This window comes from Microcoleus sp. Z1_A1 (assembly GCF_036700305.1).
Taxonomy (GTDB): Bacteria; Cyanobacteriota; Cyanobacteriia; order Cyanobacteriales; family Microcoleaceae; genus Microcoleus.
The window spans coordinates 102927-128801 of record NZ_JAUBOR010000017.1 but is presented as its reverse complement, the minus strand read 5'-3'; the positions used below and the strand labels follow the sequence as shown (position 1 = coordinate 128801).

Sequence of the window (25875 nt, the reverse complement as noted above, 5' to 3'; positions counted from 1 at the left end):
TAATTAATCCGAAACATCTTAAAAACTGGTTTACTAATTGCTGCTACTGTACCTCATAACATCCGGAAGTGCTGTATCAGCATGAGCGATCGCTTTGACAAACTCCTGACTCTATTTCCCTTCGACAATCTCAAACCCGAAAAACACGCCGTTCATCCCGACATCCACTACCACTTACTCAGCAAAGCAACGCTAGCAGAATTAGGCGTGCAATGTCCGAAATACGAAACCTACAATCTGCACGAAGTCAATCTCGAAAGCATTCAGTTACCAGAGCAATTCCCCTACTTGATTAAAACATCTCACGGACTTTCTGGAGAAGGCACTTATATTATCAAAAGCGCCAGCGATATGAACTACTGCTTGCAGGAAGTGAGGAAATATCTCGATATTAAGTTGCTGGATACGATTATTGTCTCGGAATTCGTCAAGAATGAAGTGCAGAACTATTGCGTGCAGTTTTATGTAAGCAAAACGGGAAATATCACGCTTATCGGCACTACCGGCCAACTTGTCACTCCAGAGGGCAACTATTTAGGGGGACTGATTCACTACCGCGAAACCGACATGAGTAGGTTTTTTGAGATGATTGCCGCTATTGGTAAATATGCTCATCAACAGGGTTATTTCGGCGTTATTGGCTTCGACGTGCTGGAAGACTCGGAGGGACTTTTGTATGCTATTGATGCCAATTTCCGAGTTAATGGCTCGACTCCGCTTTGCTTACAGCGCCATACCTTACTGGGGCGGGGAAAGGAGGTGGCTAAATATTCCAGTGATTGGCGAATGGATGGGACTTTGGAGTCGATTCTTGTCACGCTGAAACCAGAACTCGATCGCAAGGACTTGATAATCCTGTCAGCTTTAGAGAAGGTTAAATACGGGAAAATCTACACGGAAATTTACGGGATAGTTGCGGGTGAGGATATGAAGGAAATGCGGCACATCGAGGAGAATTTGCACAGTAAGGGATTGCAGCAATAGGGTTAATATCTACTCTACCGATTGCAGCGGTTATGCGGTTTTCCCCCTCATCTCGCGCGGTTCGGTGATATCGGGAAACGGGTCATCAAAAATCAAAATTGAAGGTTCCACAGCTTTGAAGTAACCGAAAGCATCGAGGATACAAGCCCCCGGATTCATCCGTGGAGAAATAAAAAACCTGTAAGCTGTTGCGGCATTTAAATTGTATGTCAAAAAATAATCAAACTATTGTGGGGAGTAGGGGCCCTAGCGTCCCGCCCGCCCTGAACCTACAATTTAAATGCGCGACAGCTTATCCGATAAACTTGCCCCCGAATTTATCCGTGGGGTCCATGCTTCAATCTAAAATCTAAAATCTAAAATCTAAAATCTAAAATCGATAGACCGGATTCATGGGTTCGGCAAGATAATACCACAGTTCGCGAATATCCTCAACTAAATAACACTTTGAGTTAGGGGAATTTCGATCCAAAACTCTGTTCTTTCTCCGGGTTCTGATGTACACCACAGTTTCCCTTTATGCTTTTGGATCACAATTTGATAACTTATAGACATCCCCATTCCCGTACCTTTTCCTACCGGTTTGGTTGTAAAGAATGGGTCGAATAGCCGTTTTTTGACTTCCTCTGTGATGCCACACCCATTATCAGCAATACAAATTCTGACCAATTCTGAGTTATACAGACTCGTACTAATCCGAATTGTCTTTTTCTCCACCCGATGCTCATCTAAAGCATCCAGAGCATTTGTCAGAATATTCATAAATACCTGGTTAAGCTGTCCTGCATAACACTCGATCGGTGGCAGATTACCGTACTCTTTGATCACTTCAATCTCTGGATGTGTGTGTCTGGGCTTGAGACGATTTTGCAGAATCATCAGGGTGCTTTCAATGCCTTCATGGATATCGACAGCTTTGAAATCTGCTTCGTCCAATCGAGAAAAATTCCGTAGAGATTTAACAATATCGCGGATACGTTCTGAACCTACTTTCATAGAGTTGAGCAGTTTTGATAAGTCTTCGCTCAAAAATTCGATCTCAATATCTTCCGACTTGGCTTGAATCTCCGATACCGGCTGGGGATAATACTTTTGATAAAGCTGTACTAGCTCTAGTAAATCTTGGGTATATTGGCTAAGATGAGATAAATTACCGTGAATAAAATTCGCGGGATTATTCACTTCATGGGCAATCCCGGCTACCAGTTGCCCCAGAGATGACATTTTCTCACTTTGGATGAGTTGGGCTTGAGTCTCCCGTAGTTCTTGAGTGCGTTCTTCTACTTTTTGTTCAAGGGTGTGGTAAGAGTTCTTTAATTCGTGACTCATTTGATTAAAAGATACTGATAAACTTACCAATTCCTCTACGAGAGTGTCGGGAACATTTTGCTCGAAATTTCCACTGGCGATCGCCTGACTGGCTTGACTCAATCGCCGAATAGGTTTAGCTATCCATTGTGAAGTGATAATTGCTAATCCTGTTGCGATTACCAGTGATAACAGACAAAGGATAATCGTCGTATTTCTATTATAATTTATTTGCTCCATAAAATCAGATTCAGGCACGACGAGTACAATTAGCCAATCGATGCCTCTACCATCATTCAGCGGTAGCAACTGAACAAACTGCCGCTCACTTTTGAGGGTAAATTCTAACTGTTCTGATTTATGAATTTGGTCAAAGTTACCAAAATATTTCAGCAAATATTTGGCTGTCTCCCGCACAAATGGTTCCCTACTTTCCACGGCGTCAATCATTTTCTGAGCTTTACCTTGTCCTTTGATTAGTGGCTCTGTTGTGGAACTAGAAATCATTGAACCCGATCGCTCCATCACAAAAGCCTTACCTGTTTTACCAATAGACAAACTTCCCAGAAATTCCCTTAAATTTTCTGAGAGGACAACAAGAGTGGCACAGACACCCAGAAGTTTACCTTCTGAGTCATAGACAGGTTCGCTGGCAGTAATTGCAGGCTTACCATTGTTGACAATATTCACAAAAATATTGCTCCAAGTAGGCCTCCCTGCTTTCACAGCAGAAAGATACCAGGGGCGTTGGCGAGGATCGTAAGGGGCGTTTACCTTTTCTAGGAATTTTTGCCGATCGCCCCAATTATTCATTTCATAAAAATAAAAATTATAGTTTGTTTCTTGATTACTCGCAGTCATCGCGATTTTTGACTCTCGACGAGTCGCACCCAGATAATATCCTTGAGCATCGCCACAATAGGATGAAAAAACAAAAGGGGATATCTGCACTTGGGTTAAAAATTGCTTAGCGTTGCGGCCATTCACCATGTCCATGTGGCCCTGTGCAAAAGCGGCTGAATTCACACGATTGATATCATGAGGTTTGTTGATATATTGCTTGAGTTCTCCTTCAATGCGTGCTATTAGTTCCTGACGAAGTTGAGCCGCCACATCGTTAACCGCTTTTTGTCCATTGCGTAAGGAAAGCCAACCTGTTAAGCTCACTGCTGTAAAGATTTGTAGAACAAATGGAACAACAAGAACACCGCGCAGAGGAATTTTTAGGCACTTCGCAGTTGGAGGCATAGATGATAATGCTTAGCCATTGGTTCTTTGTCTATCATAATATCAATTCATCAAATGAGCCTGAAGCGGAGCTATCCCGATCGTGAATCGCTCTTTTTGTAGCCCCGTTACTTTGCGGTTAAAAGCGATCGCTTACTGGAAGTTTTTTATTTATTCGTTGGTCGGTAAATTGACAAAAAGCATATATTTGATAGGTCGTTAATTTTTACATTCAACTAACCAATGATATTATACCAAATCTGGGCTACCAAGAAATTGGGTCTAAAGCCCCGTCATAAGCTTGACGGCTTTAATTAATTATCAACTTTTGTTAAGTGTTTTCTTGAACATTCTTGCATTGTGTTCATTGTAGAGTACAATAACTATACTACAGGTAGAATAACCGCCGATACATAAGAGACACCACGCTCAAACGACTGGTCGGAAAACAATAATGGTTAGTGGGTGGCGAAAACCACGAAAAACATAGCTGGGCTAACTAATGTAAGCCAAAATCAGAGACTAAACTTTTTATTTCTAAAATGTACTGTGTGCCCCACAGAAACAAGAGAAGCAATTCTCGAAAGCTTGGGGAGACAAACCCTCTGAGGTTATCTAAATTAAGCTCGATATTTGGTTCTTTTGAACGGATACCAGGTTTAAACACTGCCGCAAGGATAGATAGTTTTAAGGTATGTCGCAGAACCAAGAATCCCCTCGCCTTCAGGCAGGGGAGTGTCAATAAACATCAAGGGGGTACGATACCCGGATTTGGTATTAATAGCTATCTTGGTTTATGTAAATGCAATAGTCGATCGCATGGGAGCATCTCAGTTTTGTAAAAAGCATTTTTTTTATTGTAGTGCGAGCGGGGACGCTCGCACTGTAAATGCAAAACTGAGATGCTCCCGATCGCATTTACCAGCCTACTTACTTCGCCCGCACCACCAACACCGAACAAGGAGCCTCAGCCACAACCTCCGCACTCACCGAACCCTCCAAAATCCGCTTTAAACCAGTCAAACCCCGACAGCCGATCGCAATTAAATCCGCCTTATAGATATGAGCCAAACGGACAATTTCTTCTGCAGGTTGTCCCGATACAATTTCCAATTCACTCTGGCAAGGCAACTTTTCCTGATAAGATTGCAGCAACTTCTCTACCTCTCGGTAAGCAATCTCATCTCCCTGAGCGTGAGGTCGATCGACAACCGCGTCAAAATCCGACCTACCAGAACTCACAACATGAACTAGAATCACCTTGGCCGTCGATTCTAGCTGAAATTGTCCTACAACTTGCAAAACCCGTTCTGCAAGCTCTGAATTGTCGATCGCTACCAAAACAGTATTCAATACCATGCACCTTTAAATTTCCGATATTTAGACTTTAAATTTTTCGATGATTCTCGCCTACTGTCCACAATTTCGCGCTTCCCACCAACATAATTATTACCTACCCATAAACCCGGTTTCTTAACATAATTGCGTCTTTTCAGCAAGATTCTTGAAGAAACCGGGTTTCTTAAACCCGCAGTGCGTAAGTAAGTAGGTGCAAATAAACTGGGTCGATTGTCACAGAATGTAAAGCTACCATAATCGCAAGAGAATTGCTTCCTTTCATTGCATTTCAATCGCTTTTGACTACCTATGTATTTTGCCGATCGCCCATCTCAAATTTACCATCTAAAACTCACCCTTTCCCTCATTTTCAGTCCGCAGCCGCACCGAATCAGCGTGAGAAGGAAGCCCCTCTGCTTCGGCCAAAACATTAATCGCCCTACTCACCTTCTTAAGTGCAGCCGGCGAATATTGAATCAAACTCGAATGCTTCATAAAAGTTTCGACACCCAGCGGCGACGCATAGCGCGGAGCCCCAGAAGTCGGCAAAGTGTGATTCGGGCCAGCCAAATAATCACCTACAGCTTCCGGCGTCGAGCATCCCAAGAAAATCGCCCCAGCGTGGCGAATTTGGTCGAGCAAAGCCCAAGGATCTGCAACTTGCAATTCCAAGTGTTCGGGCGCAAACTCGTTAGAGAGTTCCGCCGCCGCTTTGAGCGAGTCAACTACCACGACTAAACCATAGTTGACGATCGCCTTTTCTGTTAAAGTTCGGCGCGGGTGATTTGCCAACTGTCTGTCTACCTCAGCCACCACCTTCCTAGCCAGCACCGAATCCGCCGTCAGCAAAATTGCCGACGCCATCGAATCGTGCTCAGCTTGAGCCAACATATCCGCAGCCACGTGTACAGGATTCGCCGAACCATCCGCAATAATCAACACCTCCGACGGGCCAGCCAGAGAATCGATCCCCACAGTCCCGTAAACCAGTTTTTTAGCCAGGGTGACGTAAATATTCCCCGGCCCAGTAATTAAATCCACCTTCGGAATAGTTTCCGTACCGTAGGCTAAAGCTGCGATCGCCTGCGCCCCGCCTACCCGATAAATCTCATCAACTCCCGCTTCCTGAGCCGCTACCAGCACCGCAGGATTCATTTTCTTCTCCTGTCCGGGGGGAGTACACATCACCAGTCTCGGCACCTTGGCGACCTTCGCAGGAACCGCATTCATGATCACCGAGCTTGGATAGGACGCCTGACCGCCAGGAATGTAGATTCCCGCTCGATCGACCGGCGTGTAGCGCTTGCCCAAAACAATCTCGTCATCACCAAACTGCACCCAAGACTTGGGTACGCGCTGTCGGTGAAACGCCTCTACCTGTTTGCAAGCTGTGCGGATTGCATTTAATAATTCTTTAGACACCTGCTGATAAGCAGCATCCAATTCGGCGCCACTCACCCGTAAATCTTCCACATTTAGGGTCATGCGGTCAAATTCAGCAGTGTAGTGCAGCACAGCCTGATCGCCTCTGCGCCTTACAGCTTGCAGCACCTCCCGCACGGTGGCTTCTTTGTGAACGACAAGTTCGTCATGGGTGCGATCGCAGATCCGTCGCAGTTCAGCTTGTGCCTCAACCCACTGAGTAATGATTCGCAGCATGGAGATTAGGAATGCCGTCTATAACTTCACTAACATTTGCTTGACAATTTGGGATTTTTGTGGCTATCTCCTAGAGAAGTAGGTCACCACCAGTCCACAAGCTTAAACCGCGAGAGTCGCGGCATTTTCCAAGGCTTCAGTGCAGCATTTAAATCTCTGTCGAGGATTTTGCAACACTGAGGACAAGTCACAACCTTCTCTCTTGAATTGCCCGCCAGAGAACCGGTTGCGGAGGGAGAGGGTGGGAACGCAGAGGGGAGAGTGTCCGACCCCGATAATATCCGAGAGGGAGAGTGTTCGAGGGGGAGAATTTTGATTCTGCCTTCTACCTTCTACCTTCAGATCCGGCTGTCTTCTACCTTCTACCTTCAGCTTTTTACCTTCTACCTTCGGTAAGTGCTTCTTGCCGAAGCCCAAATAACCCGTATTCTTTCTTATAGCTTAACTTGGATTTTTCAGAGAATTGGATTTTCAGCAAAATAGGTGCTATATTAGTTTTTCCAACACCTGATAATTTTTTTATAAAAAAACGCCAAATTATTGTATACTTGAAAATTGCGCGCAAGAAACCGTGACTTTAACTCGTGACGGTGGAAACACCGCAAAACGCCTCTGTAAAACCCGTGTCATACCTTTGGGTATTGTCAGGGGTAAAGAACAGGCAGTTAAATGAGTCAATAAAAAATTATTGCGCGGGCGTCGCCAAAAAGTAGCCACAGACTCAGCTCAATCTGAAGCTCAATCTGAAGCTCAATTTGAAGCTCAATCTGAGCAAATGGAGAGTGGCTTTCTCACTCCGCCCTTAAAAATCAAGCTTTTTGCGGATTGCTCCCGAAAAGGTTGTCCTTCAAAATCCCCCTGTCTTGGGACTGTCTTGAGACTAGGGTGTATCAATGAATACCTACTTCCAGCAACTGAACTATGGCAAATATTAAGTCCGCCGTCAAACGAGTCAAAATCGCCGAACGTAACCGCTTGTACAACAAATCTTACAAGTCAGCGGTCAAAACTTTGATGAAGAAGTATTTCGCTGCGGTAGACAAGTACGCCGCAGCTCCGAGCCCGGAATTAATGCAAGAAGTCCAGCAGCGAATGTCTGAGGCATACAGCAAAATTGACAAAGCTGTCAAAAAAGGTGTACTCCACCGCAACAACGGCGCTCGCAAAAAGTCCCGCTTGGCAAGAACCCTCAAGCCACACGAAGCATCCTCGGTAGCATCTTAAGGAAGCAGAAAGTTCGGCAACGAAGCAGTGTACAAGATTGAAGGGATGGATGTTGAGGGAAGAAGTCAATCGATTTTCGATTTTCGATTTTCGATTTTCGATTTTCGATTGAAGCATTGACTTGCGCGAGATAAATACGTTCGGCAAGTTTCATCGGATACAGGTTTTTTATTTCTGGACGGATGAATCACGTGGCGGGTATCCTGGATGCGGGAATTGTCAAGCGTGAAGCAGGAAGAAGGAAGAAAGAAGACGGAAGATTTTTCCCACACACTCTCTCCCACTCCCACTCCCCGACTCTCTCACTCCCCCCTCGCCCTATCCCACCAAGACTCTCCCGTATCACCTCTAATCTGCTTCCCCCATGCAGCTCATCGACACTCACGTTCATATCAACTTTGAAATCTACAAATCTGAGTTAGAAGCCATTCGAGAACGCTGGCGCGAAGCTGGTGTAGTTCGGCTGGTTCATTCTTGTGTAGAGCCAGAAGAGTTTGCCGGCATTCAAGCAATCGCCAATCAGTTTGCAGAAGTCTCGTTTGCGGTTGGACTTCACCCCCTAGATGCGGACAAGTGGAAAGACGAGACTGCGAGCCAGATTAGGGAATTAGCAAGTTCGGACTCTAGGGTAGTAGCGATCGGCGAAACCGGACTGGACTTTTATAAAGCTGACGATCGAGAACACCAGTTTAAAGTGTTTGAGGCACAGCTTGCAATCGCCCAGGAACTTGACAAACCAGTCATTATCCACTGTCGCGACGCCGCCGCCCCAATGGCCGAAATGCTGAGGAACTTTTGGCAAACACGCGGGCCCGTGCGCGGGGTCATGCACTGCTGGGGAGGCACACCCGAAGAAACCCAGTGGTTTTTAGACCTAGGTTTCTACATTAGTTTTAGCGGAACAGTCACCTTTAAAAAAGCCTTGCAAATACAAGAATCAGCTTGTATGGTAAATAGCGATCGCATCCTAGTCGAGACAGATTGCCCTTTTCTCGCCCCCGTACCCCAGCGGGGAAAACGCAACGAACCAGCCTATGTCTACTACGTAGCCGAGCAAGTTGCTAAATTGAGAGGAGTTTCTCTCTTAACTTTGTCCCAGCAGACAACCGAAAATGCCTGTCAGCTATTCGGCTTTTCTGTTTAGTTATAGCAGAGCACAGAAAGGAGAAAAACAGGTTGATTTAGGAGCCAGCGATCGGGATAATCCCATTTCTATCCTGCCAGAAAAACCGGATTCATCCTTTATTGGAGATTCTTTTGGCGTTGCCTGTTGCGATCGGATTTGCGTCCTATAATAAAAAGAACCGACCGATCGGGCGTTGGCTTAGTATCCGATCCTGCGAGGTCGCCCAGGAACTACCAACACAACGCGAGTACGCTAAACTTCGGGATCGGTCAAAACTTCAGGCAATACCTCAAACTTACACACTCAAACTTACACATCAGAAGAAACTTGGAACCTCAGCAATTTGGCAATAGCTGTCAAGTCAATTTTAGGAGTCAAAAGTGTAGGGAATTCACCCCGGGATACCACGAGATCAGAGCTAAAAGCATCTCGATCGAAACTAAAATCCGCACAAAAATACTGCGAGCCCCAAGCAATAATAACCGTTGCAGCAGTTGGCAGGCGATCGAAAACATCATATAAATTCTCTCACACAATCCATCAAAAAAACGCAACAAGGTAAAAAAAACCCAGCCTTGGCGCCATGTAAAAAGCTAGAGCCACTGCGGAAAAAGGACACCCATGACCACTAAAGATTACACAGAATTCGCCTTCACCTTGCCCGATTTGATCGAAATCCAGCGGGCAAGTTTTCGCTGGTTTCTAGAAGCCGGGCTGATCGAAGAACTCGACAGCTTCTCCCCGATTACAGACTACACGGGCAAGCTGGAACTCCACTTCATGGGCAAAGACTTCAAACTCAAGCGCCCCAAATATGATGTGGACGAAGCCAAGCGCCGGGACAGCACCTACTCGGTGCAAATGTACGTCCCCACCCGCCTGATTAACAAAGAAACAGGGGAAATCAAAGAACAAGAAGTCTTCATCGGCGATTTACCCTTGATGACCGAGCGCGGCACATTCATCATCAACGGCGCGGAACGGGTGATTGTCAACCAAATCGTGCGTTCCCCCGGCGTGTACTACAAATCGGAAACCGACAAAAACGGTCGGCGTTCCTATAACGCCTCGCTCATCCCTAACCGGGGCGCGTGGCTCAAGTTCGAGACAGACAAAAACGATTTAGTCTGGGTCAGAATCGACAAAACCCGCAAACTATCGGCTCAGGTGCTGCTCAAAGCCCTCGGACTTACAGACGGCGAAATCTACGACTCACTCCGCCACCCGGAATACTTCCAAAAAACGATCGAGAAAGAAGGACAATTCGGCGAAGAAGAAGCTTTGATGGAGCTCTATCGCAAACTCCGTCCAGGCGAACCCCCCACCGTGGCGGGCGGCGAACAGCTCCTCAACTCGCGCTTTTTCGACCCCAAACGCTACGATTTGGGCCGAGTCGGCCGCTACAAACTCAACAAAAAATTGCGATTGACAGTCCCCGATACCACGCGGGTGCTGACATCGCAAGATATCTTGACCGCGATCGACTACTTAATTAACCTCGAATTCGACATCGGTTCCACCGACGACATCGACCACTTAGGCAACCGTCGCGTCCGCAGTGTCGGAGAACTGCTGCAAAACCAAGTCCGAGTCGGCCTCAACCGCTTAGAACGGATCATCCGCGAAAGAATGACCGTCTCGGATGCCGACTCCCTCAGCCCCGCCTCTCTGGTCAACCCCAAACCGCTGGTAGCAGCAATCAAGGAATTCTTCGGTTCCTCCCAGCTATCCCAGTTCATGGATCAAACCAACCCTCTGGCAGAACTGACTCACAAACGTCGGCTTTCCGCCTTGGGCCCTGGAGGTTTGACTCGCGAACGCGCCGGGTTTGCAGTACGGGACATTCACCCGTCCCACTACGGCCGGATTTGCCCGATCGAAACACCAGAAGGCCCCAACGCCGGTCTGATCGGTTCCTTAGCAACCCACGCCCGCGTCAACCCCTACGGCTTCATCGAAACTCCTTTTTATCCAGTAGAAAAAGGACGGGTGCTGCGCGACAAAGCCCCTGTTTACATGACAGCCGACGAAGAAGACGATTTGCGCGTCGCCCCCGGAGACATCAGCCTCGACGAAAACAACAACCTCTTGGGCGAAACCGTAGCCGTCCGCTACCGCCAAGAGTTTACTACCACCACTCCCATGCAGGTGGACTACATGGCGATTTCGCCCGTGCAAATCGTCTCCGTCGCGACATCGCTGATTCCGTTCTTGGAACACGACGACGCCAACCGAGCTCTGATGGGATCGAATATGCAGCGGCAAGCTGTGCCGCTACTGAAACCAGAACGGCCCCTCGTCGGTACGGGCTTGGAAGCTCAGGCGGCGCGAGATTCCGGGATGGTTGTGGTTTCCCGGATCGACGGCGAGGTGATATACATCGACGCTACCCGGATTATTGTCAAACCCCTGGCTGTAGATGCCGAATCGAATTCCAGCGAAGAACATTTCCTGATTAAGGAATACGACGATCTCAAAGTCAAACAGCCCTCGGTTTGGAAGCAAAAGTATGCTGGCTGCATCGAACACGAACTGCAAAAATATCAGCGTTCTAACCAGGATACTTGTTTAAACCAGCGTCCGCTGATTTATGAGGGCGATCGCGTCGTAGCAGGTCAAGTGCTCGCCGACGGTTCCTCCACCGAAGGGGCAGAACTCGCTCTGGGCCACAACATCCTCGTAGCTTATATGCCTTGGGAAGGCTACAACTACGAAGACGCGATGCTAATCAGCGAGCGTTTAGTGTACGAAGATGTGTACACTTCGATCCACATTGAAAAATACGAAATCGAAGCCCGTCAAACTAAACTCGGCCCAGAAGAAATCACCCGCGAAATTCCTAACGTCGGCGAAGACGCGCTGCGCCAGCTAGACGAACAAGGAATTATCCGCAAAGGTGCCTGGGTAGAAGCCAGCGACATCCTAGTCGGCAAAGTCACCCCCAAAGGCGAATCCGACCAACCGCCGGAAGAAAAACTGCTGAGGGCAATCTTCGGCGAAAAAGCCCGCGACGTGCGCGACAATTCCCTCCGCGTCCCTAACGGCGAAAAAGGCCGCGTGGTGGACGTGCGGGTGTTTACCCGCGAACAGGGCGATGAACTGCCCCCTGGCGCCAACATGGTCGTCCGCGTCTACGTAGCTCAAAAGCGGAAGATTCAAGTCGGCGACAAAATGGCCGGCCGCCACGGAAATAAGGGTATTGTGTCCCGGATTCTGCCGATGGAGGATATGCCTTATTTGCCCGACGGGACTCCGGTTGACATAGTGCTCAATCCCTTGGGCGTACCGTCGCGGATGAACGTAGGTCAGATTTTTGAGTGCTTGCTGGGATGGGCGGGCGAAAATCTGTCGATGCGGTTCAAGATGGTGCCTTTTGATGAAATGCACGGGGCTGAAAAGTCGCGGGAAACCGTACACGGTAAGCTACAGGAGGCACGGGAAAAAACCGGTAAGCCTTGGGTGTTTAATGAAAAGCACCCCGGCAAGACTATTGTCTACGATGGCAGAACTGGGGAACCGTTCGATCGCCCGATCACAGTCGGCATCGCTTATATGCTGAAGCTGGTTCACTTGGTAGACGATAAGATCCACGCCCGTAGCACAGGCCCTTACTCGCTGGTAACGCAGCAGCCTTTGGGCGGCAAAGCGCAGCAGGGGGGTCAGCGGTTCGGAGAAATGGAAGTCTGGGCTCTGGAAGCGTTCGGCGCCGCTTATACTTTGCAAGAGTTGCTGACTGTCAAGTCGGACGATATGCAGGGGCGGAATGAAGCGCTGAATGCGATCGTCAAAGGCAAAGCTATCCCGCGCCCCGGTACGCCGGAATCTTTCAAGGTGCTGATGCGGGAGTTGCAGTCTTTGTGCTTGGATATTGCTGTGCACAAGGTGAATACGTCCGACGAGGGCAGCGAGCACGTTGAGGTGGATTTGATGGCAGATGCTGGGGGCAAGCGATCGCCCTCCCGGCCTACTTACGAATCGCTTTCTCGTGACGAACTTGACGAGGATTAGGGATTTTAGATTTTAGATTTTAGATTTTAGATTGAAGAATTGTTTGACAGCATTCAATCTTACATCTCACATCTAAAATCGAGAAGTCCCAATTAAAATGCCTCAGCAGTGGTACGAACACTGGTGAGGCGAATCAACGCTCTTAAGAGGAGAGACGCTGACATGACTATTGTAACAGTTGTCCCAGGAATAGAAGGAGAATTTGACCGGGCGACAGGCTGTATTAACTGGCAAGGGAGCAAGTTTGGCAACGGTTACGGGCGCAAGTGGCTCGATGGCAAAACGGTATTAGTCCACCGATTAGTCCTCGAATCAAAAATAGCAGGATTCCTTGGTTCCGGTTATTTTGCTTGCCACACCTGCGACAATCGAAGCTGCATCAACCCAGCACATCTCGTAGCGGGAACTGCGGCTGAAAATACCGGGCAGATGATGGGGCGCGATCGCAAAACTCCCAGACGCAAAAGTATTCCCGGTATTGGCATATTGTCGATCGCACAACTCCGGGAAATTCAGACTAAATATTTATCTGGAACCATCAAGAACCACCTAGCAAAAGAGTATGGAGTACAACATGAAACTATTATTAAGATACTTCAGACAAATATTCCCGATAACTTCACTACAGTTTCACCCAATTTTTTAGGAGAAATTCAAGACAGCGGCTGCATCATTTTCTCAGGTGGAAAGGATGGTCAAGGTTATGGCAGATACTGGAAAAATGGGAAATTAAAATCAGTTACCCGTGCTGTTTTAGCCGAGAAATTAGGATATGAACTTCCGACTTCGATGGATGCTTGTCATACCTGCGACAATCCCAGTTGCATCAATCCAGAACACCTTTGGGCTGGTACTCGCACTCAAAATTTGTTAGATGCTTCTAAGAAAGGACGCACTCAAGGCAAAAGTCATCCTCTTTCCAATGCCAAATTAGATTGGGAAAAGGTGCGAGAAATTCGACAAAAGCTAGCAGCAGGAGAGAGGATGAAGGATGTAGCACAGGAATACAGTGTCGGCCGCAAAACCATACACGATATTAAATATCACGTCACTTGGAAGGAAGCAGGTCAACAGGTTCCACTTCCTCGCATGGGTGGACATCTCGATCGCAAATTTACTTTTGCTCAAGCTCTTGAAATCAGAGAACGAATTCAAGCCGGAGAATCCATTGCTAAAATTGCTCAGGAATTTGAGGTGTCCAGAAATGTCATTTCTGATATCAAAAGGAATGTCACATATAGAGGAGAATAAAATTGATTTAAGCCGCAAAACAAGCAAACAAAAAAGATAAATTACCACAAATAATCGACTGTAAATCATCAATTGGAGTCAAAATGGCTAAGATAGAACAACGCTTTGATTACGTCAAGATAGGGTTAGCTTCACCAGAAAGAATTCGACAGTGGGGAGAGAGAACTTTACCCAACGGTCAGATAACCGGCGAGGTGACAAAACCCGAAACAATTAATTATAGGACATTAAAACCTGAAATGGATGGCTTGTTTTGCGAGCGCATTTTTGGGCCTGCCAAAGATTGGGAATGTCATTGTGGGAAGTACAAACGAGTTCGCCATAGAGGCATTGTTTGCGAAAGATGCGGTGTAGAAGTAACTGAATCTCGCGTGCGCCGTCACCGGATGGGATTTATCAAATTAGCGGCTCCAGTAGCTCACGTTTGGTATCTCAAAGGCATCCCGAGTTACATGGCAATTCTGTTAGATATGCCGCTGCGAGATGTCGAACAAATCGTGTATTTCAATGCCTACGTTGTCCTCAATGCAGGTAATGCAGAGAAGCTGCAATACAAGCAATTGCTTACAGAAGATGCTTGGCTGGAAATAGAAGACGAACTTTACAGCGAAGATTCCACACTCACAGGTGTAGAAGTAGGGATTGGTGCTGAAGCTTTGCAAGTTTTGCTGCAAAATATTCCGCTAGAAAGTGAAGCGGAAAAGTTGCGGGAAGATATTGCTAATGCTAAAGGTCAAAAACGGGCGAAGTTAATTAAACGCTTGCGGGTTATTGACAACTTCATCGCTACGGGATCTCAACCCGATTGGATGGTGCTCAATGTGATTCCGGTGATTCCCCCGGACTTGCGGCCGATGGTGCAGTTAGACGGCGGGCGTTTTGCAACCAGCGACCTCAACGACCTTTATCGGAGAGTCATCAACCGCAATAACCGCTTGGCGAGACTGCAAGAAATTCTGGCGCCGGAGATTATCATCCGCAACGAAAAGCGGATGCTACAAGAAGCTGTGGATGCGCTGATTGACAACGGTCGCCGGGGCCGGACTGTGGTGGGCGCAAACAACCGCCCGCTGAAGTCGCTGTCGGACATCATTGAAGGGAAACAAGGGCGCTTCCGGCAAAACTTGCTCGGGAAACGAGTTGATTACTCCGGGCGTTCGGTGATTGTGGTGGGGCCGAAACTGAAGATTCATCAGTGCGGTTTGCCGAGGGAAATGGCGATCGAACTTTTCCAGCCTTTCGTCATCCACCGCTTGATCCGCCAAGGATTGGTCAACAACATCAAAGCTGCCAAAAAACTGATCCAGCGCAACGATCCCAGCGTTTGGGACGTGCTTCAGGAGGTGATTGAAGGACACCCGGTCATGCTAAACCGGGCGCCGACCCTCCACCGTTTGGGGATTCAAGCCTTTGAGCCGATTTTGGTGGACGGGAGGGCAATTCAGCTTCACCCGCTAGTCTGTCCGGCTTTTAACGCTGACTTTGACGGCGACCAAATGGCCGTGCACGTGCCTTTGTCTTTGGAATCTCAGGCGGAAGCGCGCTTGCTGATGCTGGCTTCTAACAACATCATGTCGCCGGCAACCGGAAGACCGATCGTTACTCCTTCTCAAGATATGGTGCTCGGTTGCTATTACTTAACAGCCGAAAATCCTGACGCTCAAAAAGGAGCCGGTCACTATTTCTCCAACCTTACCGACGCGGTTGTAGCTTACGAACAAGGAGTCGTTGACTTGCACTCCTATGTGTGGGTGAGGTTTCAAGGCGCTATCGAAAACATAGAACCTGAAGGAGAACCACTGAAGGTAGAACGCTCTACCGACGGTATCGTGACGAAAGAATACAAGTTCCGCCGAGTTCGGGAAGACGGAGACGGCAAGGTGCTCAATCAGTTCATTCGCACTACTCCGGGCCGGATTATTTATCACCAAACTATTGAGTCGGTGATAAATAATTAGGAGGTAATGGGTAAGGGGTGGTGGGTAATTACTAATAAGTAATCGCTAATAAATAATGGTGATTTAAGTTAGGAAATTTACCCATTACTGCTTACTAATTACTAATCAATACGGTTGGGTTAATGTTGGGTGGGTGAAATGTTGGGTGGGTGAAATGTTGGGTGGGTGAAATGTCGGGTTTCGTTCCTCAACCCAACCTACTTACTACTGCCCTCTGCCTCGCAGCAAGAGAGCCTCCTGCGTCAATATTCCAATTACCAATTACTACTACTACTACTACTACTCAGAAAAATGACAGAAAATAAGGAAATTGTTTTTCGCAATCGAGTTGTTGACAAAGGTCAGCTCAAAAAATTAATCTCTTGGTCTTTCATGCACTACGGAACGGCCCGTACAGCGCAAATGGCAGATAAACTCAAAGACTTGGGTTTCCGCTTTGCGACACGGGCCGGAGTTTCGATTAGCGTAGATGACTTGCAGGTGCCACCGTCGAAACGATCGCTCCTAGATGCAGCCGAAGAAGAAATCCGCATCACCGAACAAAAATACACCAGAGGCGAAATCACCGAAGTAGAACGGTTCCAAAAAGTAATCGACACCTGGAACAGCACCTCAGAAGACCTCAAAGACGAAGTAGTCAAAAACTTCCGAGCCACAGACCCCCTAAACTCCGTCTACATGATGGCCTTCTCCGGGGCGCGGGGAAACATTTCTCAAGTGCGGCAGCTAGTCGGAATGCGCGGATTGATGGCAGACCCGCAGGGGGAAATTATTGACTTGCCAATTAAAACCAACTTCCGCGAAGGACTCACCGTCACCGAATACATTATTTCTTCCTACGGCGCGCGCAAAGGCTTGGTAGATACAGCCTTGCGGACAGCAGACTCTGGCTATCTTACTCGCCGTTTGGTGGATGTGTCCCAGGATGTAATTGTGCGCGAAGTAGACTGCGGCACCCAGCGGGGAATTCGAGTCCGGCCGATGACGGACGGAGCAACAGTGCTGATTCCCCTCAAGGACAGGCTGCTAGGGCGCGTGTTGGCGAGGGATGCGGTGCACCCCAAAACGGGGGAAATCGTGACTTACGGCAGCGAAAAAGCCGTCCGAAATCAGCCAATTACCGATGAGTTGGCAACGGAAATTGGTAAAGCTGGGGTGGCAGAAGTGTATTTACGATCGCCCCTGACTTGTGAATCGACTCGATCGGTTTGTCAGCACTGCTACGGCTGGAGTCTGGCCCACTTGAAAATGGTGGACATGGGAGAAGCGATCGGGATTATTGCAGCTCAGTCGATCGGCGAACCGGGAACCCAGCTCACCATGCGTACCTTCCACACCGGCGGCGTATTCACCGGAGAAGTCGCCAAACAAGAACGCGCCCCCTTCCCCGGCGTAGTGAAATTCAAGAACCTGCGTACTCGCTCCTTCCGCACCAGACACGGCGAAGAAGCACTGGTAGCCGAAAACAACGGCAAACTCGTATTTGAAGGCGACGGATTTGAAGAAGGAAAATCCGGTGCCAAAAATCAAAAACTGAAAATCGAATTGGCGATCGTCCAGGGTTCTACTCTGATGGTCAAAGACGGACAGCGCGCCATTCCCGGTCAAGTTTTGGCAGAAGTGCCGATCGTCGGTCGCGCCGCCCGCAAAACTACGGAAAAAGTGACTACAGACGTAGCTTCCGACTTAGCCGGAGAAGCCAAATTTGCTGATTTGGTGCCAGAAGAAAAAACCGACCGCCAAGGGAACACAACCCGCACAGCCAGCAAAGGCGGGCTGATTTGGATTCTCTCAGGAGAAGTCTACAACTTACCCCCCGGCGCCGAACCAGCAGTGAAAAATGGCGATCGCATTCCAGCAGAAAGCGTGATTGCCGAAACTAAACTCGTCTCCGAACACGGTGGCGTAGTCCGCATCGCTGACCCCAGAGAAATCGAAATTATCACCGCCCAAGTCCTGCTCGACCAAGCAGTCGTGCGGGCCGAAAGTGCAGGCGGCCGCGACCACTACACGATCGAAACATCTTCCAAACAGCGGTTTTCCCTCAAGACAGCCCCAGGAAGCAAAGTCATCAACGGAGAAGTCGTCGCCGAACTGCTCGACGACAGCTACCGCACAGCTACAGGAGGCATCGTCAAGTACGGCGGAGTCGAAGTCCACAAGCGCGGCAAAGCTAAACTTGGCTACGAAGTCGTGAAGGGGGGGACTCTGCTCTGGATACCGGAAGAGTGCCACGAGGTCAATAAGGATATTTCTCTACTGCTGGTGGAAGATGGCCAGTACGTAGAGGCCGGTACAGAAGTCGTTAAGGATATTTTCTGCCAAACCAGCGGGGCAGTGGAAATCACTCAGAAAAATGACATCCTCCGGGAAATTGTGATCAAGCCGGGCACACTCCATGTAGTTGACCGCCCGCCGCTAACTTTCGGGGAAGGTCAAATCGTCAATGCCGGTCAAGAGATTTCCCCAGGCTTGATTGCCGAAGAGTTGGGCTATGCGGAGTATATCGAAACTCCCGAAGGCCCCGCTTTGCTGCTGCGGCCGGTGGTGGAGTTCCCGGTGCCGGATAAGCCACCAGTGCCTTCTCAGACGGCGCTGAATGAGTCGATCTCTTTGAAAGCAGTGCAGCGACTCCCTTATAAGGATGGGGAGCGCGTCAAATCTGTCGAGGGATTGGAACTGCTGCGGACTCAGCTTATTTTGGAAATTGGTTCGGGAGCTCCGCAACTGGCCGCGGATATCGAGCTGCTGCCGGATGAGGACGATGCTATGGCTTTTGGAGCCGACGGTTCGGGCCCGGCTTGGGGTTCGCCTGAAGACGTTAGTGCGTCGCAAGAGTTGGCGATGCCCCTGGCCGATGGGGGCGATCGAGTTTCCAAGACTTTCCGCTTGCAGCTAGTCATTTTGGAATCGCTAGTGATTCGGCGGGATGTGTCTGCTGATCCGACTCAGGGCAGCACTCACACGCGGCTGTTGGTGGAGGATGGGCAGTCGATCGCGCCCGGGGCAGTAGTCGCCCGCACAGAGATTCTCTGCAAAGAAGCGGGTATCGTGCGGGGCATCCGTGAGGGCCAGGGCGAACCAGTGCGCCGACTGTTGGTGATGCGAGATGCGGATTCTATTTCCATCTCTGTCGCCAGCACGCCGGATGTAAGTCCGGGTCAACTGCTGGTAGCTGGTACCGAAATAGCTCCAGGCGTCGTTCTCGAAGAATCCGGCCAAGTTGTGAAGGTTGTCCCTGCCTCAGAGACAGAACCGGCCAAACTCTTGCTCAGAATAGCTCGTCCTTACCGAGTTTCCGCCGGTGCCGTGCTGCACGTAGACGACGGCGACTTGGTGCAGCGGGGTGACAACTTGGTGATTCTGGTGTTTGAGCGGGCAAAGACTGGGGATATCATCCAAGGTTTGCCACGGATTGAGGAACTTCTGGAAGGACGGAAGCCCAAGGAAGCCTGTATTTTAGCCAAGCGGCCGGGGACGGCTCGCGTGGTTACGGATGACGACGTTGTGGAACTTGCGGTGATTGAGGATGATGGCCGGATTGAGGAGTATCCTTTGTTGCCCGGTCAAAACCCGATCGTTTCCGACGGACAGCGCGTAGGCGTCGCCGAAGCTTTGACCGATGGGCCTGCTAACCCCCACGAAATTCTGGAGGTGTTCTTCCACGTGCTTAAGGAGCGGCAGTCTACTTTTGAGGCGGCTTTGGAGAGTTTCCAACAGGTGCAGACGTTTTTGGTGAATGAGGTGCAGTCGGTTTATCAGTCTCAGGGCGTGGATATTTCCGACAAGCACATCGAGGTAATCGTCCGCCAGATGACCAACAAAGTCAGGATGGAGGATGGTGGCGATACTACCATGCTCCCCGGCGAGTTGGTGGAGTTGCGGCAGGTTGAGCAGGTGAATGAGGCGATGTCAATTACTGGTGGAGCACCGGCGGATTATACTCCGGTGTTGCTGGGGATTACTAAGGCTTCGCTGAATACTGATAGCTTTATTTCCGCTGCTTCGTTCCAGGAGACTACGCGGGTGTTGACTGAGGCTGCGATCGAGGGTAAATCCGACTGGCTGCGGGGCCTGAAGGAAAATGTGATTATCGGCCGCCTGATTCCTGCGGGTACTGGGTTCAATGCCTATGAGGATGCTGGGGTGCAGGATGCGGGTTTTGATGGTGCTGTTTTTGATGACGATATCCACGATTTGCAGGAGGATGTGGTGCTTGACGATCGCACTGCGCGTCGTGCTTATACGATCGAGAGCGGTTATGAGATTGGGCGTCCGTCCGATCTTGAGCCTGATGAGGATTTTGAGGAAGTTGAGGTTGATGAGGACGATTTTGTCGCTGAGACTGAGGATGATGCTTTGGGCTCGGATGTTGATGATGAGGATGATATTGGTTTTGATTTTGATGAGGATGAGGATTAATCGCAGTTTTGAGGCTGCATGAAGTGAGTGAATGGTGTTGCGATCGCTGAGGATAATTTGGTTCCACGGGCGCCGCACACTTCGATTTCATGACTTGAAAAATCTCAAATTATCCTCACTAATTAACAGTCCGAACTCATAGCATTGTGCGATGAGACATCCAAAGGAAGAAGGAAGAAGAAAGATTCAGAGTTTAAACAAACTTTGTAAATAAGAGAGTTTTAATTGTTTGTTGGTTTAAACAAACAATTCTTTCTTCCTTCTTCCTTTTTCCTTTTTCCTTCTTATTCCTTTTTCATGTATGGTTCACTCAATCAGGTAGCAAAGCCTTGATTTGATTCACAAACTCTTGATGGTCTACCACAGGCTTAGAGATGTAACCGTCGGCACCGCTTTGATCTAGAAATGTTTCTTTATCACCAGCCATCGCGTGAGCAGTCACCAAAATAATCGGCAGCGAGGCTGTTTGCGGGTCAGCTTTGAGCAGTTGAGTAATCTTAATGCCGTCAACAGATTTGCCCTGGTACACGCTGCGGGAAAGAGACACATCCATTAAAATCAAATCAGCTTCGCCGTTGGCAGCAATCTGCATCACCTCTTCAACATTTTCCGTGTGTTTCACGGCTAAGCCCCCCCGCTTAGTCAGAATTTTGGAAAAAACCCGAGCATTAACCAAATCGTCCTCTACAATCAGAACGGTTTTCATAAATAAATATGGGAAGTATAGAAACTTTGTGACTTTAGTCCAAAGAGGAACACGACACGGGGACTACATTCCCCGTCAAAAATGCAGAGTTTTTAGCGCCATCAGCCGGGAACCCTGCAAAACCCGTATGTATATCCTTGAGCCACTAGCTGTCAGAGGGTTTACAGATGCCTAGAAGCATCCAGTACCATCATTTAGACTACTATACACAGACAGTTTAGTTCTTTTTTATAACTAGACCTGCTACTGGTGACAGTCTCAAGATTCTCAGGTAGCAGGTTTCTAGTACAATCCTGGACGCATGGACGACGCCTCGCAACCAGGTTTTTGCTAGTTTTGGCGGGCTATAACGAACTATTGCTATGAAAAAACCCGGTTTGTGACTACCCGTGAGTCCTGCACTTATAGTACCCTCTCTTTCGGTCAAGCCTCCAGCTTCTACCATTTTAGATTTTAGATTTTAGATTTTAGATTTTAGATTTTAGATTTTAGATTTTAGATTTTAGATTTTAGATTTTAGATGGGAACTGATTGACTGGATATCAGTTTGGATCACGGATATACAGTTTCACTATTTTTTGAACTGGTATTAGATTCGGGAATGTGTGATAATTATTTTCCTTCTTCCTGATTAGAATCAAGCCATGTTTATTCACATACTCCCGTCGCCACCGCATTCAAAGTAGCGAATCTAGCGGGGATTGTTGGAGATTTTTAATTCTCAGTTTTAACCCCTCAAAACGGCTGAAAATATCGACGCTTCCGTTCATCTAGTGGATGTCAGACTAGGAGATAGCGCCAGGAGAGCTTTTGACTGATGAATTATATTAATATGGCATTTTTGACACTCTCAGCGAGTCACGACCACGCTCTATGGTTGAATAAGCCCAAAAATGGGAGTTCACTCATCAGAAAAAATGGGTAGAAACCCCGTGCTTCTAGCACGGCTTTATATTTTTGATTTACTACCGCCTTGGGATTGGTTAACGGGAGTGTACTTTTGTATTGCACTTTCAACGGGACAATTACCGCTTCCAATCTTCCAATCCTGTACGCATAGTATTTTGCACGGGTTGTACCTCCCATGAATGGGGTAATGTTAGCTTCGACAATGTTTCGAGAGCTTGTTAGACCTGCAACACTGTTCCTGTTACCTTAGAACTGTTTAATTGCTTCGGACAGAGCAGGGGACTAGCTACGCATCCACAGGGTGTCGTGACTCTCAAAACGTAGGCAATTAAGCCTTAGTCTGGTCAGTACGGCTTGCCAGATTTCTCTTGCAAGCCCCGTGTCTTTAGACCGGGGTTACTGACAGTCCAGTCGCCTCTACACGATCGGAACAAGTACCAGTCCCAGAGATATTCCAATTCTGCTTACTTTTCTTTTTTAATACTTTCGGAGTCCATCACGCTTCCAAAATACGGTAGGTAAGCTCGATCGTCTACCATTGCTGCTTGATCCACGCTACGGCTGTACCGAGACGAGCTCAATCTGGGGTTTCTCCTGAAGAGAATATTTCTTCGTGTAGATGGTTATTCCTAATTGCAATTAAATTCTATCATAGATTGACGGGGACTCAAGTCCCTCGTGACCGAAAGCATCGAGGATACCCGCCACGTGATTCATCCGTCCAGAAATAAAAAACCTGTATCCGATCAAGGAGCCCCCGAATTTATCTCGCGCAAGTCAATGCTTCAATTCTTTAATCTAAAATCTAAAATCGCGCAATCGATTGACGCTTTCCTAGGAAGAGCTAAAGCCTCACTAGGTTCTGAGTTTATGGCCTTCCGTGTACTCCTGTGAATCAACCTTCTCACGGCAGAAGGTAAATAGACAGGTAGGCGCAAATGAAGGCAACATAGAGGTTAGGGTAAGAGTGGAGAGTAAGAGGCAAGTGTTGCCCGTCTTCGGGACTCTGATTCTGCTTTCACAAGTTAAGTTTATTTTTATTCTTCAACTGGCCGCTTTGGTCGAACTTTCGGTTCGTCTGGGGCAAAGGCTTTTCAATCGAGACAGGAAACCTCGGCATTATTGACAGAGGCTGTTTTCACTCAGGAATTAACGGACACAAGGACTCATGGCTAAACAACTCAACCTACTTTCCGGGCAAGTAATTTCTACGCCTCTGCACGCCGAGATGCAGCAATCGTACCTCGAATATGCCATGAGTGTGATCGTCGGGCGAGCTTTGCCTGATGTCCGCGACGGTTTAAAACCAGTTCACCGTCGAATTTTATATGCGATGCACGAACTCGGTCTGACGCCAGACCGACCTTACCGTAAGTGTGCCCGGGTAGTTGGAGATGTTTTGGGAAAATATCACCCCCACGGCGACCAATCGGTTTACGACGCTCTGGTACGCATGGTTCAGGAGTTTTCGAGCCGCTATCCTTTACTGGCGGGTCACGGCAATTTCGGTTCGGTGGACAATGATCCGGCGGCTGCTATGCGGTATACGGAAACGAGGCTGGCACCGATCGCCCACGAAGCTATGCTAACCCAAGTCGGCGATGCAACTGTTGATTTTACTGGTAATTTTGACAATTCCCAGCAGGAACCGACGGCGCTGCCTGCTCAGTTGCCGTTTCTGTTACTCAACGGCTGTACGGGCATTGCTGTGGGGATGGCAACTAATATCCCGCCGCACAATTTGGGGGAGGTGGTAGACGGTTTAATTGCTTTGATTGAAAACCCGGAACTATCCGATGAGAAGTTGATAGAACTGATTCCAGGCCCGGATTTTCCAACCGGGGGGGAAATCGTCGCTACAGAGGGCATTGTTGACGCCTACACTAAGGGTCGAGGCAGCATTGCGGTCAGGGGTGTGGCCGGAGTGGAAGAGGTGCCTGGTAATCGCAAGGTGCGTACTAAAACGGCGATCGTGGTGACGGAGTTTCCGTTTCAGGTAAATAAGGCGGCTTGGATTGAAAAGGTGGCGGAGTTGGTTAATGCTGGCCGCCTCGACGGTATTTCTGATTTGCGTGACGAGAGCGATCGCGAAGGGATTCGAGTGGTGATTGAACTCAAGCGGGAATTTACTCCAGAAGCGGTTCTCGCTCGCCTTTACCAACAAACTGACCTGCAAACAAATTTTGGGGCGATTTTGCTGGCAATTGTCAACGGTCAACCGCGACAGTTGACGCTGAGACAATTGTTGCAGGAATTTCTGGATTTCCGGGAAGTGACTCTTACCCGCCGCTACAATTACGAGTTGCAGGCTGCGGAACGCCGGTGTCACATTGTCGAAGGCTTAATGTTGGCTTTGACAAATCTCGATACAGCGATCGACATTCTCAGAAATTCTCCTGACGGCTCTACTGCTAAGCAAACTTTCCAAGTTCGCCTAAATTTGAGCGAAAGTCAAGCTGATGCGATTTTGGCGATGCCGATGCGTAGGCTGACTGGTTTGGAAAGGCAAAATTTGCAGTCTGAGTTTGATGAGTTGATGGCTAATATTCAAGAATTGCAGCGGTTGTTGAGCGACAGGCGCGAGCTTTTGAAGGCTTTAAAGAAGGAATTTCGATCGCTCAAACGCAAGTACGCTGACCCCCGCCGCACTAAATTCGCCAATGGAACTGCACGCGCAGCAAACGCCGAATCACAATTTGCTGGTAAGAAAAATTCTGGGGTGAAGCAGTTGTCGCCGGCAACGATTCAGCCGAACTTATTGCCCGTTCTAGAGCCAGAGGAAACTATTGTTGAATTTTCGCACAAGCAGTACGTGCGACGCTTGCCTGCTGGGGAAAAGCCACGCTCGAAAAGTCGCGAAAAATCGGTTTCAGCTTTAGAAAAAAATGAAGATTTTATTGTGACGGCAAATCTGACGAAAACCGATCGCACTTTGGTCGTCTTAACTCCTAACGGCAAAGCTTACCCGCTGAAAGTGGCGGATATTCCTAGTAGTAGCGCCAAAGACCGGGGAAGGCCGATCGTTAGTTTGTTGTCGCCGAGTGCTACTAAAGACAGTGCCGATCGCGCTTTGTCGGAAATCACAGTTGCACACTTTATTTTGCCGGAAAATTCGGAGGCGGCGGATTTAGTAACTCTGACTCAGCAAGGAAAAATTAAGCGCTTGGCGATGCAGGAATTTGCTGATTTGACTAATCGTGGCGTTACTGTTGTTAAACTCAAGGAGGACGATCGGCTGCGCTGTGCGAGTCTGGCTAAAGTCGGCGAGCAAGTGGCGATCGCAACTTCAGGAGGCCGAGTCCTCCGGTTTGAGATTGATGATGAACAACTGCCGCCAATGGGCCGCGCGGCCCAGGGTTCTCAAGTAACCAGGTTGCGGAAGCAGGAACAGTTGGTGGGCTGCATCACTCTCGACCCGAACGACAGTCTGGTGCTATTTTCCGAGTTGGGTTGGGCAAAACGAATGCCGGCAGGTTCTGTCAGACTTACTAACCGGGGCGAAATTGGCACTCAAGCTTTTCGCTTCTCAGAGCCTAAAGATGCTTTAGTTGGCTTGCTGCAGGCTGTTCCGGGTACGGATGTCAAACTTTTTACTAATTCTGGCCGCCTGCTGCGATCGACTATTGATGCTATAGCTTTTTGGGGGAAAGATGCTGCGGGCGATCGAGTTTTTGACCTGAATCCAGGTGAAAAAATTATCAAAGTTATCAGCAGTCAGTAGTCATTAGTCATGGGTCATTGGTAATGGGGAATTA

General features: G+C 48.4%; 14 protein-coding genes. 9 read left to right on the top strand and 5 right to left on the bottom strand.

What is annotated here, in order from left to right; translation table 11 throughout:
- Nucleotides 1–81: 81 nt before the first annotated feature.
- On the top strand, nt 82–984 hold the full coding sequence (locus tag QT973_RS13890) for a carbamoylphosphate synthase large subunit (protein ID WP_333391540.1): 903 nt from the start codon (nt 82–84) through the stop codon (nt 982–984).
- Between the two features lie 30 nt (nt 985–1014).
- Here QT973_RS13890 and QT973_RS13885 read toward each other — a convergent pair whose 3' ends face one another.
- From QT973_RS13885 to hisD, 4 genes are all read right to left on the bottom strand, one after another.
- Nucleotides 1015–1197 carry a hypothetical protein gene (locus QT973_RS13885; RefSeq protein ID WP_333315371.1) on the bottom strand — a complete coding sequence of 61 codons (183 nt, stop codon included), beginning with the start codon at nt 1195–1197 and terminating at the stop codon, nt 1015–1017.
- Between the two features lie 222 nt (nt 1198–1419).
- Complete coding sequence (locus QT973_RS13880; RefSeq protein ID WP_333054825.1) at nt 1420–3459, bottom strand: ATP-binding protein; 2040 nt, start codon at nt 3457–3459, stop codon at nt 1420–1422.
- A gap of 990 nt (nt 3460–4449) precedes the next feature.
- On the bottom strand, nt 4450–4878 hold the full coding sequence (locus QT973_RS13875; protein WP_333054823.1) for a universal stress protein: 429 nt from the start codon (nt 4876–4878) through the stop codon (nt 4450–4452).
- A gap of 324 nt (nt 4879–5202) precedes the next feature.
- Nucleotides 5203–6516 carry a histidinol dehydrogenase gene (hisD, locus tag QT973_RS13870; RefSeq protein WP_333054821.1) on the bottom strand — a complete coding sequence of 438 codons (1314 nt, stop codon included), beginning with the start codon at nt 6514–6516 and terminating at the stop codon, nt 5203–5205.
- A gap of 921 nt (nt 6517–7437) precedes the next feature.
- Here hisD and rpsT point away from each other — a divergent pair.
- From rpsT to QT973_RS13835, 7 genes are all read left to right on the top strand, one after another.
- A complete protein-coding gene (gene rpsT, locus QT973_RS13865; protein ID WP_333041544.1) occupies nt 7438–7740 on the top strand; it encodes a 30S ribosomal protein S20 in 303 nt (100 codons plus the stop codon).
- A gap of 364 nt (nt 7741–8104) precedes the next feature.
- Nucleotides 8105–8884, top strand: a complete 780-nt coding sequence (locus QT973_RS13860) for a TatD family hydrolase (protein ID WP_333054820.1) — start codon at nt 8105–8107, stop codon at nt 8882–8884.
- Nucleotides 8853–9035 carry a hypothetical protein gene (locus QT973_RS13855; protein ID WP_333054818.1) on the top strand — a complete coding sequence of 61 codons (183 nt, stop codon included), beginning with the start codon at nt 8853–8855 and terminating at the stop codon, nt 9033–9035. Before QT973_RS13860 ends, QT973_RS13855 begins: the two co-directional genes overlap by 32 nt.
- Nucleotides 9036–9487: 452 nt before the next feature.
- Nucleotides 9488–12874 (top strand): DNA-directed RNA polymerase subunit beta, encoded by a 3387-nt coding sequence (rpoB, locus tag QT973_RS13850; protein WP_333054817.1) that lies wholly within the window; start codon nt 9488–9490, stop codon nt 12872–12874.
- 162 nt (nt 12875–13036) lie between these two features.
- The gene (locus QT973_RS13845) at nt 13037–14125 is read left to right on the top strand and encodes an HNH endonuclease (protein WP_333054816.1); all 1089 of its coding nucleotides are present in this window, start codon (nt 13037–13039) and stop codon (nt 14123–14125) included.
- An 83-nt stretch (nt 14126–14208) separates the two neighbouring features.
- Nucleotides 14209–16083 (top strand): DNA-directed RNA polymerase subunit gamma, encoded by a 1875-nt coding sequence (locus QT973_RS13840; protein WP_333054814.1) that lies wholly within the window; start codon nt 14209–14211, stop codon nt 16081–16083.
- 291 nt (nt 16084–16374) lie between these two features.
- The gene (locus tag QT973_RS13835) at nt 16375–20505 is read left to right on the top strand and encodes a DNA-directed RNA polymerase subunit beta'' (protein ID WP_333391538.1); all 4131 of its coding nucleotides are present in this window, start codon (nt 16375–16377) and stop codon (nt 20503–20505) included.
- Between the two features lie 310 nt (nt 20506–20815).
- Here the strand turns inward: QT973_RS13835 and QT973_RS13830 are convergent, their stop codons facing one another.
- The gene (locus QT973_RS13830; protein ID WP_006632892.1) at nt 20816–21211 is read right to left on the bottom strand and encodes a response regulator; all 396 of its coding nucleotides are present in this window, start codon (nt 21209–21211) and stop codon (nt 20816–20818) included.
- Between the two features lie 2077 nt (nt 21212–23288).
- Between QT973_RS13830 and QT973_RS13825 the strand changes: the two genes are divergently transcribed.
- Complete coding sequence (locus QT973_RS13825; protein ID WP_333054812.1) at nt 23289–25841, top strand: DNA topoisomerase (ATP-hydrolyzing); 2553 nt, start codon at nt 23289–23291, stop codon at nt 25839–25841.
- Nucleotides 25842–25875: the final 34 nt, after the last annotated feature.